The organism is Candidatus Defluviilinea gracilis (assembly GCF_057138825.1).
Genome location: NZ_DBNHEF010000014.1, coordinates 18,111 through 32,377 on the forward strand (window position 1 = coordinate 18,111; position 14,267 = coordinate 32,377).

Genomic DNA, 14,267 nt, shown 5'->3' on the forward strand with positions numbered 1-14,267 from the left:
CCTTAATTCTTCCGCCCAAACCTCCACCACAACAACCCGCCGACCAAAATAATTCCCAAAACCAAAACAATACCCAACCCAGAACCGCCCGTGGATTCTTCAACAGGGACAACTTCTGTCGCCGCGATCTCGGTAGGCGGCGCCGATGTCACGGACGGACTCGGCGCCAACGTAACCGTCGCTGGCGCGAGTGTGGATGTCGCTGTCGCAGGCGGCGTGACGCGCAACAGCAATTTCTGATTCGGGATGATGACCGATGCCGCGCCGAGTTCGTTCCAGTTCATCAAGTCTGCGAGCGGCACGTCGTATAAGTTTGCGATGCCCGAAAGCGTTTCTCCGCTTTGCACAACGTGATAATAATTACCGCTCGCGTCTGGCGTGAGTTTTTGGATCGCGCTCAACGTGGGGCTTGGCGTCACATTGCCTGGCGAGATCACAAGTTTCTGCTCGATCTGCAGGGGCACATCCGCTTGAAGACCGTTCAACTGCAAGATGCGATCTACTGAAACGCGATACGCCTCGCCGATGGTAAACAGCGACTGATACGGCTGAACCACGTGGACGATCTTTCCGTCCGCGTCGGGAGTTTGCGTTACCACCATCCCGCGCGGAGTCGGCGTGGCGAATCCCGCCGTGTTTTTGTTCGGAATGAACAATCGTTGACCCGATTGCAAAGGCGTGTCGCGCGTGATGTTATTCCACGTTTCGATATCTTGAATGGTCACTTGATACGCGACCGCGATTGCCCAGAACGATTGTCCCGCCTGCACCACGTGAAAAATTTTCCCGTCCGCATCAGGCGTGGCGATCTTTACGGGGAGGATCAATTGCGAGACAGGATTCGGAACCGTGCTTGTTCCTGGAGTCCCGCCCGATGGGGAGGAGGAAGTTGTACTCCCACATGCCTGCCCCGAAACATACGCGGCTTGCAGAATGAAATACGTTTTGCCATTGACTGTCGCAACCCCCGCGCCGACATGACAATACTCAGGCGTGACGGCTGGTCGCATATGATCGGGGTCTGCCCAAACTGCCATGATCTCGTCAATGCCCATGCCGCCGTTCCAGCTCACGGCGAAATTTTCAGTCGCCCAGACTGTCCCGCCTCCGCCGTATCCCGCCGCCGCGATTCGTCCGCGCACATCGCCGATATGCCACGACATATTATTTGCCGCCATCGTCTGCGCCGTAGATTGGGCGACCGCATTGATGATCGGGTCTTCGATGAGCGCGGGTAGTCCGTATGAAACGCGCAAGGTGTTCATCGCGAGAATTAATTCAAACGCGCTGACTTGGGCGGCAGGCGCGTGAATCGCATTCGCGCGAACGGTGTGAGGGGGAGTGAAAATTCCCACGCCAAGCGCGAGGAGAATGATACGAGTGAGTAAGCGGTTAAAACGCATGCGATGATTATAATTCTGACTCGTTGGCGCCTGTATTTTCCAAATAAGATAAAAATAAGTGACTTTCGCAGGATAAAAGTCACTAAGCAGTAACGGAGGACATGGTATCCTAATTTTAGGTACAGAACTTACGTAGTTGGCGGGCAGTTGTACTGCCGCCGCCGCAGTGCAACTACGGCGCAACAGGTTCACCTGCGTAAGTTCCAAGGTAGTTGAGTCAAATCAAAACTGCGAGATGTAATCTCGTTGTCAACATAAAGGAGTGAACATCATGAAGGTGCAAAACAAAGTGATCGTTGTGACCGGAGCAGGCAGCGGCATGGGACGCGAGATCGTCTTGAACCTGCTTTCCAAAGGCGCGAGCGTGGCGGCTCTAGATATGAACGAGAAAACCTTGCAGGAAACAGCGAATCTTGCGGGTGACAAAAAAGAGAAACTGGCTGTATTCGTTTTGAATGTCACAGAGAAAGAGGCTGTGGAAGCGCTTCCCGACAAAGTGATCGCCCGCTTCGGCGCGGTAGACGGCATTATCAATAACGCCGGCATCATCCAGCCCTTCGTCCGCTTGAACGACCTGAAATTCGAAGCCATCGAGCGCGTGCTGGATGTGAACTTATATGGAACGTTGTACATGGTAAAAGCGTTCCTGCCGCATTTGCTCAAACGTCCCGTCGCGCATGTTGCGAACGTTTCCAGCATGGGCGGTTTCCTCCCGGTGCCCGGTCAAACTGTCTACGGCGCAAGCAAGGCGGCGGTCAAACTCCTGACCGAGGGCTTGTACGCCGAACTCCTGAACAGCAATGTCAAAGTGACGTTGGTCTATCCCGGCGCGATTGCCACGAACATCACCACCAACTCAGGCGTTTCGATTGCCGCCTCAACCGACACTAAGTCTTCTTCTTTCAAAGCCTTGCCCGCCGACAAAGCCGCGGAGATCATTGTGGATGCCATCGAAAAGGATCGCTACAGTGTGCTGGTCGGTTCGGATGCCAAGTTTATGGACTTTATCTACCGCTTGAATCCGAAAGGCGCGGCGGGCTTCATCTATAAACAAATGAAATCGCTGTTGCCCGCCTAGCCGCTCGAGTTCGCGTACTGAATCCGACAGCCTCTCACCTCGCCATGAGAGGCTGTTCTTATCGAGTATGAATCCTTATAATGCGATGGACTTCGACTATCAAGTGAAAGAGGAACCCCAACCATGCCCAAACTCATTCCCGCGCCGGAACGCCTCCTCCGCGCCCGCAAGCTGATTCAGCAGGCGCGAGATTTGCCCGTCCCTTCGACCGGGCTCGGCAAATCCGATTTCTCCTACATCGCCGAGGTCAAAGACTTGTTTCGTCAGGCAAAAGATATGGTGAAATTCATCCCTCAAACCGCAGGGGTTTCAGCCGAAATGAAAGAGGAAGTGAAAAAGGTTTACGAAGAAGTCGAGCAAGCCAATCGCGACATCTTGTATTGATGGCAAGGTAGGCGTACAATCGAAATACAAAAGCGTAGTAACGACTTTAGTCGTTTGGTTGTATATGACTGAAGCCGCTACTACAAGAACCGCGAGGCAACATGGCAGATAAAAAACTCACCAAACTACTCGAAGAATTGCACACCACCCTCGACGCCACCGAAGCCGTGGACGAAAAAGGACGCGAACTTCTGCGCGCGCTCAACGAAGACATCAAGGAACTTCTCGAACGCTCCGGGGATGCCGACGCTGACGACTCAGTTCTCGGGCGGATGCGGGAAACGATGAGTTACTTCGAGCGCACCCATCCCGAGATGGCTTCGGCGCTATCCAATTTGCTGACCACGCTCAGCAACGCGGGAATATGATTGACTTAAAAGCCCCTTCGTCTAAAAACGGCGAAGGGGTTTTTATTGACAGGCTCAGGACAATATCTGCGGACTGATTACCTTACGCAATGGCTTTGGGACGCAGACCGCGAAGCGCGCTGGTTTTCGCTGATTCAGAAAGAAAAATCTGCGTTTTCAGCGTAAATTAGGGTCCCGATTTTGAATATAAGGTAATCAAACCTGCGGAATATTCTGCGGAAGGCGAGTTACCGCTCGCCCGCCCCATTCGCGTTAAACTTTCCTGGCTTTACAAAAGCCATGGAAGAGTGTGTGATCGCGGCGATTCCCAGAAACCCTGAAAATTCCAATCGTCTGCTTTGGGTGTATACTTTTCAAAGCGAAGAGAAACTATGATGACAGAAAAAATTGCGCCACAAGATGAATGGGGAAGCGTATGACCCTGCCTCTGGTCATCACAACGTTATTTCTGGATATCGGCGGCGTTCTACTGACAAACGGCTGGGACCGCAAAGCGCGAGTCCGAGCGGCGGAAAAATTCGGTTTGGACTATGACGAGACGGACGAACGTCATCACCTGACCTTCGATACATATGAGGAGGGCAAACTCAGCCTCGATGAATATTTGAACCGGGTGGTGTTTTACGAAAAACGCCCCTTCTCGCGGGAAGAGTTCAAGAGTTTCATGTACGCGCAATCACAGCCTTTTCCAGAGATGATCGAACTGATGAAGAGCCTCAAACGGCAATATCACCTTCGAATCGCTGTTGTCAGTAATGAAGGGCGCGAACTCACCACGTACCGGGTACGGCAATTTCAATTGAACACATTCATAGATTTCTTCGTTTCATCCTGCTTTGTCCATTATCGCAAGCCGGATGCCGATATCTACCGCATGGCGTTGGATATTGCGCAGGCGAGTCCGGAACAGGTAATTTATGTTGATGATCGTCCTTTGTTTGTAGAAGTTGCCCAGGGACTTGGGATTCGCGGCGTCATCCATAAAGAATACAAAACCACACAGAAAGCAATGGAGGGATTTGGGCTGTCACTGACACGTTGATGTTTCGCGCGCCGGTCGGAAGTCGGGGGCGTCCATTGTGATTGGAGCAAAATATGAAAAGCACGCAAGCAAGTCAAATGTTAAAGTCCGCCATCGAGTCGAATTTGAGCGGCGCGGAGGACAGTGTCAGACTGGGGCATTGGATGCCGTATCACGCCGGCATCGTGCCGCAAGTCCGCATCGGCAAACGCTGGTTCAGCGTGTTATGGGCAATCCCCATCGCCTTTGCGGCGTTCCTCTTTGCTGTTGCCATCGCCCAGCAACTACGAACGCTTCCAGCCGTGCAAGAGTTCATCCTCCGTTACCCGGGAGACGCGTCTCCGATTTCGGTCACATCGGGCTTTCCGTTGTGGCTTCGATTGCAACATCTATTCAACGCGTTCTTCATGTTGTTTATCATCCGCGCCGGTATTCAAATCCTTGCGGATTTTCCGCGCCTGTTTCTTCGGCGAAATTGCACACCGGGAGAAGAATGGTTTCGTTTTCAGCGCGATGTTCCGACAGACCGTCTCTGGACTTCGAAAGACGATTCGGTGACGATACCGGGCTGGCTCGGCGTCCCCGGCGTTCGTCACTCAGTTGGGCTTGCCCGCTGGTGGCATTTCACCTTCGATCTGTTATGGGTACTGAATGGCTTGCTCTATTACGTTTTACTTTTTGCCACAGACCAGTGGCAACGAGTGACGCCAACTAGTTGGACAGTATTTCCAAACGCGCTCTCGACCATGATCCAGTACTTGTCGTTAAATTTTCCCGTCGAGCATACATGGACGGTGTACAACGGCTTACAGCAATTGACCTATTTCATCACCATCTTCGTCGCCGCGCCTCTGGCATTCATCACCGGTGTGATGCAAGGACCTGCGTTCTCGAACAGGTTGGGCGGCTTTGCAAAATTCTTGAACCGCCAACTCGCCCGCACGATCCATTTCGCCGTGCTGACCTGGTTTCTCTTCTTCATCTTTACGCACACTACTCTCGTGTTTATCACAGGCTTGCGCAAAAACCTGAACTACATGTTTGCCGGCGTCAATGACAGTTCGTGGGCAGGTGTGCTGATTTATATTCCAGTGATGCTCCTGCTGATCGCCGTCTGGCTCGCGCTAACGCCTCTTACGATCAAGTATGCTCGCGTGGTTCAGATGACCGGCGAGAGATTCGTGGGATACATCAAATCCTGGGCTGAACTTTGGGATCCGCATACCCAGTATAGCGAAAAAGACATCTCACCGTATTTTTGGGTCAATGGAACCTTGCCTGTCTCCGAGGAATACAACCGGCTCAAGGAAGGCGGGTTTGCCGATTACAAGATCGCCATTGGCGGGCTGGTGGAAAAACCGCAAGAACTTTCGTACGCGGAACTCAAAGCAATGCCAAAGCAGGAACAGATCACCAAACATTTCTGCATTCAGGGCTGGTCAGGCGTCGCAAAGTGGGGAGGCGTTCCCGTGCGAGACATCCTGAAGCTTGTCAAGCCGAGGCCTGAGGCTCGTTATGTGGTCTTTTACTCGTTCGCAGAAGGAGCGGACGGAGGTATCTATTATGACGTTCATTCCCTTCGCAATATGCGTCATAAATTATCGCTCCTCGCCTACGAAATGAACGGTGAAACGCTCAATTTTCTTCATGGGGCTCCGCTTCGCCTGCGCTGTGAAAATCAGCTGGGTTTCAAGATGGTCAAGTGGATACGGGCGATCGAGCTGGTGAGTGATTTCAAACATCTCGGCGCGGGGCATGGCGGCTATAATGAAGATCATGAATTTTACGGGTACCGGATGCCGATCTAAAAACTGATGTTGCGCTGGCTGACCCCAGAGTCGCGGAGAAAAAAATAAACAAAGGAATTCTCTCAGCCTCTCTGTGACTCTGTGGCAAATTTTATATGGTGAGTTAACAAGTGAAACTATGACAACAAATCGCAAACAAACAGTCCGCTCCGATGCGCTGGCGCTCTTTGGCATGACCGGCGACCTCGCGTACAAGATGATCATCCCCGCGCTGTATGCGCTGGTCAAGCGAGGCGTTCTCACGATTCCAATTGTCGGCATTGCCCTTGAAAAATGGGATATGGCGCAATTGCGCGCGCGCGTAAAAGACAGCCTTCAGCGTAGCGGAGGCATAGACGACAAAAAGGCATTCGATAAACTCCTTTCCCTTCTTCGGTATGTCAGCGGAGACTACGCTCATCCGGAGACCTTTACAGCCATCAAAAAAGCCTTGGACGGCGCTCAGAGACCGGCTCACTATCTTGCCATCCCGCCGTTTCTCTTTGAAAATGTTATCCAGGGGTTGGGGTCTGCCGGCTTAGCCAAAGACGCGCGCGTGATTGTCGAAAAACCGTTTGGGCGCGATCTCGCTTCGGCGCGCGAACTCAACCGCGTGGCGCATGCCGTCTTCCCGGAAGATGCGATCTTTCGCATTGATCACTACCTCGGCAAGGAAGCGATCATGAACATCCTCTATTTCCGATTCGCCAATTCGTTTCTCGAGCCGATCTGGAACCACAACTATATTTCCAGCGTGCAGATTACATTGGCGGAGGATTTCGGCGTCAAAACACGCGGCGCATTTTACGACACTGTGGGTTGCCTGCGCGACGTGATTCAGAACCATCTCTTTCAAATTGTTGCCCTGCTGGCGATGGAGCCGCCGACGCGTCAAGACCCCGACGCGGTGCAAACAGAAAAGGTCAAGGTTTTTCGCGCGATGCGTCCGCTCGCGCCCGGCGATTTGATCCGTGGTCAGTACACCGGCTATCGGAACGAACCGGGTGTGGCAAAAAAATCGGATGTGGAAACTTTTTGTGCCCTGCGGCTCTTCATTGATTCGTGGCGTTGGGAAGGGGTGCCGTGGTATCTGCGGTCAGGCAAAAATCTGGCGCGAAGCGTAAACGAGGTGATGGTCGAACTAAAGCCGCCGCCGCAAAAACTGTTCGAGGATTCACCGGCAGGCGCCGGGCAGACAAACTATCTGCGCTTTCAACTTGCTCCACATTCCAGCATTGGGCTGGCGGCGCGGGTGAAGCAAAAGGGTAAAAAATTCATCGGCGATCAAAAAGAACTCTTTGTCATCGAAGAGGAGCCGGGCGAGCAGTCGCCGTACGAAAGGCTTTTAGGAGACGCCATTGCGGGTGATCGCACGCTCTTCACGCGCGAGGATGCGTCGGAGGCGGCTTGGGCTGTGGTTAATCCGGTGCTCAAGAAACACCCTCCCTCGCTTCTCTATCGACGGGGTAGCTGGGGACCCAAAGCGGCAAATGCGCTGATTGCAAAAGACGGTAGTCGTTGGCATAACCCGCCATTAGAGTTGAAAAAGGCTGGGCGATCGCGTTCGGCATAGCGCAACTTGATATGAAAAATCCTTCGCCGTGATTGACGAAGGATTTTTAGTTTTACGGGGAGGATGGAGGACTTGTCGTTCCATCCGCTGTAACGGTGACGGCGGGCGTGATTGTCGCGGTTGCAGTGACGGTTGCTGTCGATCCCGAGCCCGTCGTTGCTGTGCCTGTTACCGCGCTACCGCCGACAACGATCTGCACATACACCTCATCGCCGAAGAACTGTCCGCCTGCGGTTTGCATGCGCCAGTTGCCGCGTAATTTTCCCGTTTTCGCAGGCGCGATCATCGCCACTGAAATATCCAGCGTCGCATTAGGTGGAACCGCCGACGGGAGCGTGAATGTCACGCCGCTCATCTGCTCTCCGCCGACAAACACGAATTTGAATCCCGCGTCCCATGCGCACGTGCCGGAATTAAGTACCTTCCATGTCTTCGTAAAATTCTGTCCGGGAGTCACCGCCGTATCGTCAGGGATTGACACATCGTTGGCAAACGTCATCCGATAGCACGAGTTCACGCCGCCGCTTGTTGTCGCGGATGCAAGCGGTAGCGCGCCTCCCGTGCTGGTGACAAACGGTTCGAACGTAGCCGACGCGGTCAAAGTGGGGAAGGGAGTCTCCGAGGGTGCGGCAAGCGCGGTCTGCGTAAGAGCCGCTGAGAAAGTCTCGATGGCGAGCGCTTGGATTTCATCCACGCTGAGTGTGTTTGTCGGCGTGGCTTCCGCTTCTCCTCCGCCGCACGATGCGATTAGCAACGCGCATAATCCTACAACGATCAATTGTTTTTTCATTATTCTCCTTTCAGCGAGCCGCAATTTTACTTGCTTTCGCCCGACAGTTAACGGACGATTGCCCTACGAAGTTCCTATTCTCATCATGCTATAATCTGCCGCGATGATTTACTTGGATTATTCCGCAACAACGCCTGTGGATTCTCGCGTCGTGGACGCGATGACTCCCTTCTTCAACGCTTCTTTCGGGAACCCTTCGTCTGTTCACCGCTTCGGACAGATCGCCGAATCTGCGATCGATTCGTCGCGCGAATCGGTTGCGCGTGTGTTGAATTGCAAGCCCGATGAGATTGTTTTCACCTCCTGCGGCTCCGAATCGGACAACCTTGCGATTCGCGGCGCGGCATACGCGATGCGCGAAAAGACCGGCGCAAAATGGATTCTCGCCTCGCGCGCCGAACATCCCGCAGTGACGAAGACTCTTGAGCATCTTGGGAAATACGATGGCTTTCTCATCGAATGGCTCGATGTGGATGAGCGCGGCATGGTCACGCCAGAGACTGTTGCAAAAACGATCTGCGGAGACACCGCAATTGTCTCTGTGATGTATGCGAACAACGAGATCGGTACGATTAACCCAATTAAAGAAATTGCCGAAATATGCCGCGCAAATAATATTTTGTTCCACACGGACGCGGTGCAAGCCGCCGCGTATCTGCCAGTGGACGTGAACGAACTCGGCGTGGATATGATGTCGCTCGGCGCGCACAAATTTTACGGACCGAAAGGCGTCGGCGCGTTATACGTCCGCAAAGGGACGCCGCTCGTTCCGCATCTTACCGGCGGAGGGCAGGAGTTCAACCTCCGCGCGGGAACTCAAAACGTGCCATACATCGTCGGCTTTGCAGAGGCGTTACGGCTGACTCACGAAGAGCGCGAACAACGTGTAGCGCACGTCCAGCCATTGCGCGATAGAATCATCGGCGCGGTTTTAGAATCAATTCCTGATTCTCAACTCACTGGTGATATGCAGTCGCGTTTGCCTCACCACGCAAGTTTCGTCTTCAAAGATGTAGATGGAAATTTATTGCTCACGCTGTTAGATTCGGCAGGATTCGCCTGCTCGTCTGGCTCTGCCTGCAAGACTGGCAACCCCGATCCCAGCGAAGTGATGAACGCGATCGGTTTGTCACGCGAGTGGGGACTTGGATCGTTGCGCGTGACTCTCGGAAAAGATTCTCTGCCTGAGCATGTCGAATCGTTTTTAACCGCTTTGCCTACCTTGGTTGAAAAAGCGCGCCGATTGAAATAATTTCATGCTTAATCGTTTACATATTTACCTGTCTACGTGTCTACTTGTTCACCCCCGCCCATGACAAAAGCCGTCGTTGCCATGTCTGGAGGAGTGGACTCCTCCGTTGCCGCCGCCTTGCTCAAAGAGCAGGGCTATGAGGTTATCGGCATGATGCTCCGTTTGTGGAGCGAGCCTGGCAAGGAAGAGTCGAATCGCTGTTGCACGCCCGACTCGATGGCGCAAGCGCGGCGCGTGGCGGCACTATTGGATATTCCATTTTATGTGATCGATGCGAAAGATGTCTTCCGCGAAACCGTTGTGGAATATTTCCTCGAGGGGTACGCGCGCGGCGAGACACCGAATCCATGCCTGGTCTGCAACCGCAAGATCCGCTGGACGTTTTTGCTCGATCACGCGCTTGCTCTCGGAGCGGATTTTATGGCGACGGGACATTATGCGAGAGCGAGGAAAGTGGAAAGCGATGTCCTGAGCCTGTCGAAGGGTGGAAAGGTGGAATTACTTCGAGCCGTTGATCGAAACAAGGATCAATCCTATGTTCTGCATGTGTTGGATCAGGAAAAGTTGAAGCACGCATTGTTCCCTGTCGGTGAATATACCAAGCCGGAGATTCGACAGATTGCTGAAAAGCACGGACTGCCAACCGCCTCGCGAAAAGACTCGCAGGATCTGTGTTTTCTCGCGGGCGAGGATTATCGCAACTTCCTGCAACGCAACGCGGCGGATATGCTCAAATCTGGCGAGATCGTCACGCGTGAAGGTGTAGCGATTGGCTCGCACAACGGACTTGCGAACTACACCATTGGTCAACGCAAAGGGTTAGGAGTCGCGTCACCCGTTCCGCTGTACGTCATTACGAAGGACGCAGTACGCAATACGTTAATCGTTGGCACGCAAGATGAACTTGGTTCGATAGAATTGACTGCGCGCGATGTCAATTGGACTTCGGGCGAAATACCGCGTGAGCCGTTCCGCGCGGAGGTGAAGATTCGCTACACTGCGAAAGAGGCTGAGGCGTGGGTCAAGCCAAATGGGGAGGAACAGGTACAAGTCACGTTTGACGCGCCGCAACGTGACATCACAGCAGGTCAGGCGGCAGTCTTCTATCAAGATGATGTAGTCATTGGCGGCGGGATTATCCTCTAATTTCCTGCGCGTAGCCAATTTGGTTGATTGAGTATTGAGTCAAGGATTTGAAATTTTTCAAATGATCCTCGTAACGCGACATTCATGTCGCCCTTGTGTTTGTACAACCTTATTTACGAGACGGCAAATCATCACACATTGCAATCTTTGAGTCACCCAGAGGACGTCGCGTTCTTGCCAATCAAAGTAAAATAAATAAATCAAATTTCAAGAGGAGCCTTGCCATGTCGTATCGTGTCGAATCGTTGATGTCTGCCCGATTGTTCGTTGTGCCGCAATATGCCGACAAAAAAGTTTTCTTTTTGAGCAACCTGTCTGGGCATTTGAGTTTGTATGCGATGAAGTTCGGCGGAAGCGTGCCTGAGCCGTTACTGCCGCCGCACATCGCGTTGCAGAATCCGCACTTGATCGGCGGGTTATCGTTTTATGTTTTTTCCAAACTCAAGAAAATCCTTGTGATGATAGATAAAGACGGCGATGAAAATTATCAGCCGATGTTGATCCCGCTGGACGGCGGTTTTCCTGAACCTGCGTTCGGCAATTTCTTTGCATCGTATCGCGTTCATTTAGGCGAATGCGATGCGGAAAAGGGATTTGTGTACTTGGGCGCGGAACGGCGTGACATTGCCTTGATCGAAACTTATCGCGGCGATTTGAAGACAGGCAAGTTGACCAAGATCGCTGAGTATCCATTTGGCTTGGGCGTCGGCGCGCATAGCAAAGATCACAACAAGTTATTGCTCGGCACAGGGTATGAGGTCGGCGATAGTGTGTTTCGTTTATGGGAAAAGGGCAAACAAAAAACTCTCTACGGAAAAATGATGGAAGATCGCGCCGAAGGCGAGAACGTTCCGCTCAACGGACTCGGCTCTGCAGTGTTCTCTCCAAGTGAAAAAGGCGCGGTGGTTGTCTCTTCGGTTTTTGAAGACACATACAGTCTCGGCTATCTCGATCTTTCAAAACCAGGCGAGCTTGAGCGCGTGCAATTGAAAGGGGTAAAACACAAAGGCGTTGGCGAACTTGTCGAAGTCGCGCATCTTGGCAAAGATCGCTATTTGCTTCAGTTCAACATTGACGGCTGTTCGTGGGTGTATGAAGGCGTGTTCGATGAAAAGAAAAGATTGATGACCCTCGCGCATGTTTTGGTCGGCGCGAAACCGCTCGACGGCGGAATGCTCGAGCGCGTTCACTACGACTCCAAAGCGGACTCGTTCACCTTCTCATTCTCAACCGCCACATCGCCGACACAGCTCTACACGGTCAGCGGCAAAAAACGGAATGTGGTTACAAAGCATACCAGCGAAAAGATTCTTGGGATTCCCGACTCGCTTCTTTCAAAAGGGGAGGACGCTTCGTTCCTCTCGCACGACGGACTGCGCACCTCCGCGCGGCTTTATCTCCCCGCCAAGGGACTCGGCTTCAAGGGCGCGCGGCCCGTTGTCTATTACATTCACGGCGGTCCGCAGGGACAAGAACGCCCCGACTTTGCGTGGTTCTCAATGCCGTTGATCCAATATCTCACATTGCGCGGATTTGCGGTCTTTGTGCCGAACGTGCGCGGTTCCACGGGTTATGGACTCTCCTACACCAAACACGTTGACCGCGACTGGGGCGGGCAGGATCGCCTCGATCATGCGTATGCGATGACGAAGGTATTGCCAAAAGATAAACGGCTGGATGTTTCCCGCGCGGCGGTAGTTGGTCGCTCGTATGGCGGCTACATGACGTTGATGCAGGCGGGACTGCATCCCGACTTGTGGAAAGCCTCATGCGATATGTTCGGTCCGTATGACTTGTTGACGTTCTCGGAACGAATCCCCGCGACATGGAAGCCCTATTATAAGATCGCGTTGGGCGACCCCGAAAAAGCGGACGAACGCGCCTTCCTCGTTGACCGTTCGCCGAAGACGCATCTGCACAACATGTCCGCGCCGATGCTCGTCATTCAAGGACGCAACGATCCGCGTGTGGTCGCCGCCGAATCCGAAGACCTCGTGCGCGAGTTAAAGTCCAAAGGCAAAGATATCGAACTGCTCGTCTTTGAAGATGAAGGTCACGACGTCTTGAAATACGAGAACCGCGTGACCTGCTACAATGCGATCACCGATTTCTTTGCGAAGTATTTGAAACCGTAGAGAGTAAACAAGGAAACACGTAGATAGGTAAACACGGAGCGAAAATTCTCTAATTCTCTAATTCTCTAATTCTCTAATTCTCCGATCTCTAATCTCCAGTCTCCAATCTCTTCTCTTTCCCGATCCATGACTATCCCCTCCCTCCTCTTCGCCCTCCTCATCGCCGTGCTCCTCGGCTCGCTTTATCATTTGATTCGCGGCGGAGGTTTTTGGCGGTTCATGTTGTATCTCGGCTTGAGCGTTCTCGGTTTCGCCGCAGGTCATCTCGTTGGTCTGTGGCAGGGATGGGTATTGTTCCCTCTTGGTTCGCTTAATATAGGTATGTCTTCGTTGGGAAGCATTATCATTCTTGTGATCGGAGACTGGCTCAGCCGAATCGAGCCGAAAGAGGAAAGCACGGTATAATCTGCGCCTGTTGAATACCCAAAACTTCGGAAGTCGAATATAGACTTCCGAAGTTTATATCTGAAAAGAAAGCGCCATGGAACAAATAAAATTTTTAATTGACTTCATCCTGCACATTGACGATCACTTGAGAAACATCATCATGGATTACGGCGTCTGGACGCACGGCATCCTGTTCGCGGTGATCTTCATCGAGACAGGCTTGGTCGTCATGCCGTTCCTGCCCGGCGATTCGTTGTTGTTCGCGGCGGGCGCCTTCGCGGCAGACGGCTTGCTGAACGTTTGGGGCTTGATCGTTTTGCTGATCATCGCGGCAGTGTTGGGAGACGCGGTGAACTATTCCATCGGTCATTATCTCGGCGAGCGCGCATACAGCATCAAATGGATCAAAAAGGAATACATCGAAAAGACCCACGCCTTTTTTGAAAAACATGGCGGCAAAGCGATCTTCCTTGCGCGCTTTGTTCCCATCGTCCGCACATTTGCGCCGTTCGTCGCGGGCGTCGGAAAAATGTCGTATGCTTATTTCGCCACGTACAACATCGTGGGCGGTATAACTTGGGTTCTGCTATTCACCTTGCTCGGTTACTTCTTTGGCAGACTCGAATTTGTGCAAAAGCACTTTGAACTGGTCATCATCGTCATCGTTCTGATGTCCGTCGTTCCAATGTTTGTCGAGTGGTGGAAGGCGCGGCGCGAATCGAAAATGGAAAAGGCAAACGCAGAGACGCCCTAAGGCGTCTCTTTTTTCATATGAAATGGCTTGCGATTCTTTTCGCGCTCTTCATCGCCCTCATCATCATTCTTGCAGACACTGGGAATCTTGGCATCCTCGGATTCATCAACTCGATTCCCTATGGCGATAAAGCGGGACACTTCATCCTCTTCGGGATTCTTACCCTGCTCCTCGACCTGACCTTTCTCC

General features: G+C 52.6%; 13 protein-coding genes. 11 read left to right on the forward strand and 2 right to left on the reverse strand.

Going from position 1 to position 14,267, the window contains the following annotated elements; genetic code table 11:
- Nucleotides 1-2 precede the first annotated feature (2 nt).
- The gene (locus tag AC16KF_RS01540; RefSeq protein ID WP_484035522.1) at nt 3-1,403 is read right to left on the reverse strand and encodes a CAP domain-containing protein; all 1,401 of its coding nucleotides are present in this window, start codon (nt 1,401-1,403) and stop codon (nt 3-5) included.
- A gap of 271 nt (nt 1,404-1,674) precedes the next feature.
- On the opposite strand from AC16KF_RS01540, the gene AC16KF_RS01545 reads away from it, so the two are divergent.
- From AC16KF_RS01545 to zwf, 6 genes are all read left to right on the forward strand, one after another.
- Nucleotides 1,675-2,481 carry an SDR family NAD(P)-dependent oxidoreductase gene (locus AC16KF_RS01545; RefSeq protein WP_484035523.1) on the forward strand — a complete coding sequence of 269 codons (807 nt, stop codon included), beginning with the start codon at nt 1,675-1,677 and terminating at the stop codon, nt 2,479-2,481.
- Nucleotides 2,482-2,604: 123 nt separating this feature from the next.
- Nucleotides 2,605-2,865: a hypothetical protein gene (locus AC16KF_RS01550; RefSeq protein WP_484035524.1), complete on the forward strand. Its 261-nt coding sequence runs from the start codon at nt 2,605-2,607 to the stop codon at nt 2,863-2,865.
- A gap of 101 nt (nt 2,866-2,966) precedes the next feature.
- Nucleotides 2,967-3,233, forward strand: a complete 267-nt coding sequence (locus AC16KF_RS01555; RefSeq protein ID WP_484035525.1) for a DUF4404 family protein — start codon at nt 2,967-2,969, stop codon at nt 3,231-3,233.
- Between the two features lie 415 nt (nt 3,234-3,648).
- On the forward strand, nt 3,649-4,275 hold the full coding sequence (locus AC16KF_RS01560; RefSeq protein WP_484035526.1) for an HAD family hydrolase: 627 nt from the start codon (nt 3,649-3,651) through the stop codon (nt 4,273-4,275).
- 53 nt (nt 4,276-4,328) lie between these two features.
- Nucleotides 4,329-6,062, forward strand: coding sequence for a molybdopterin-dependent oxidoreductase (locus AC16KF_RS01565; RefSeq protein ID WP_484035527.1), 1,734 nt, complete (start codon nt 4,329-4,331; stop codon nt 6,060-6,062).
- Nucleotides 6,063-6,180: 118 nt separating this feature from the next.
- Nucleotides 6,181-7,614, forward strand: a complete 1,434-nt coding sequence (gene zwf, locus AC16KF_RS01570) for a glucose-6-phosphate dehydrogenase (RefSeq protein ID WP_484035528.1) — start codon at nt 6,181-6,183, stop codon at nt 7,612-7,614.
- Nucleotides 7,615-7,666: 52 nt separating this feature from the next.
- Here zwf and AC16KF_RS01575 read toward each other — a convergent pair whose 3' ends face one another.
- Nucleotides 7,667-8,404: an NBR1-Ig-like domain-containing protein gene (locus tag AC16KF_RS01575; protein WP_484035529.1), complete on the reverse strand. Its 738-nt coding sequence runs from the start codon at nt 8,402-8,404 to the stop codon at nt 7,667-7,669.
- Nucleotides 8,405-8,507: 103 nt separating this feature from the next.
- Between AC16KF_RS01575 and AC16KF_RS01580 the strand changes: the two genes are divergently transcribed.
- The 5 genes from AC16KF_RS01580 (at nt 8,508) to AC16KF_RS01600 (ending at nt 14,078) form a co-directional block, all read left to right on the forward strand.
- Nucleotides 8,508-9,656 carry a cysteine desulfurase family protein gene (locus tag AC16KF_RS01580; protein ID WP_484035530.1) on the forward strand — a complete coding sequence of 383 codons (1,149 nt, stop codon included), beginning with the start codon at nt 8,508-8,510 and terminating at the stop codon, nt 9,654-9,656.
- A gap of 60 nt (nt 9,657-9,716) precedes the next feature.
- Nucleotides 9,717-10,802, forward strand: coding sequence for a tRNA 2-thiouridine(34) synthase MnmA (gene mnmA, locus AC16KF_RS01585; protein ID WP_484035531.1), 1,086 nt, complete (start codon nt 9,717-9,719; stop codon nt 10,800-10,802).
- A gap of 224 nt (nt 10,803-11,026) precedes the next feature.
- Nucleotides 11,027-12,937, forward strand: coding sequence for an alpha/beta hydrolase family protein (locus AC16KF_RS01590; RefSeq protein WP_484035532.1), 1,911 nt, complete (start codon nt 11,027-11,029; stop codon nt 12,935-12,937).
- 126 nt (nt 12,938-13,063) lie between these two features.
- On the forward strand, nt 13,064-13,342 hold the full coding sequence (locus AC16KF_RS01595) for a hypothetical protein (RefSeq protein ID WP_484035533.1): 279 nt from the start codon (nt 13,064-13,066) through the stop codon (nt 13,340-13,342).
- A 76-nt stretch (nt 13,343-13,418) separates the two neighbouring features.
- Nucleotides 13,419-14,078 (forward strand): DedA family protein, encoded by a 660-nt coding sequence (locus AC16KF_RS01600; RefSeq protein ID WP_484035534.1) that lies wholly within the window; start codon nt 13,419-13,421, stop codon nt 14,076-14,078.
- Nucleotides 14,079-14,267: the final 189 nt, after the last annotated feature.

Bases quoted from the DNA above. Each gene is read 5' to 3' on its own strand.
- AC16KF_RS01555 (WP_484035525.1), top strand. From the start codon at position 2,967: ATGGCAGATAAAAAACTCACCAAACTACTCGAAGAATTGCACACCACC.
- mnmA (WP_484035531.1), top strand. From the start codon at position 9,717: ATGACAAAAGCCGTCGTTGCCATGTCTGGAGGAGTGGACTCCTCCGTT.
- AC16KF_RS01580 (WP_484035530.1), top strand. From the start codon at position 8,508: ATGATTTACTTGGATTATTCCGCAACAACGCCTGTGGATTCTCGCGTC.
- AC16KF_RS01550 (WP_484035524.1), top strand. From the start codon at position 2,605: ATGCCCAAACTCATTCCCGCGCCGGAACGCCTCCTCCGCGCCCGCAAG.
- AC16KF_RS01590 (WP_484035532.1), top strand. From the start codon at position 11,027: ATGTCGTATCGTGTCGAATCGTTGATGTCTGCCCGATTGTTCGTTGTG.
- AC16KF_RS01600 (WP_484035534.1), top strand. From the start codon at position 13,419: ATGGAACAAATAAAATTTTTAATTGACTTCATCCTGCACATTGACGAT.
- AC16KF_RS01575 (WP_484035529.1), bottom strand. From the start codon at position 8,404: ATGAAAAAACAATTGATCGTTGTAGGATTATGCGCGTTGCTAATCGCA.
- AC16KF_RS01545 (WP_484035523.1), top strand. From the start codon at position 1,675: ATGAAGGTGCAAAACAAAGTGATCGTTGTGACCGGAGCAGGCAGCGGC.
- AC16KF_RS01560 (WP_484035526.1), top strand. From the start codon at position 3,649: ATGACCCTGCCTCTGGTCATCACAACGTTATTTCTGGATATCGGCGGC.
- zwf (WP_484035528.1), top strand. From the start codon at position 6,181: ATGACAACAAATCGCAAACAAACAGTCCGCTCCGATGCGCTGGCGCTC.
- AC16KF_RS01540 (WP_484035522.1), bottom strand. From the start codon at position 1,403: ATGCGTTTTAACCGCTTACTCACTCGTATCATTCTCCTCGCGCTTGGC.
- AC16KF_RS01595 (WP_484035533.1), top strand. From the start codon at position 13,064: ATGACTATCCCCTCCCTCCTCTTCGCCCTCCTCATCGCCGTGCTCCTC.
- AC16KF_RS01565 (WP_484035527.1), top strand. From the start codon at position 4,329: ATGAAAAGCACGCAAGCAAGTCAAATGTTAAAGTCCGCCATCGAGTCG.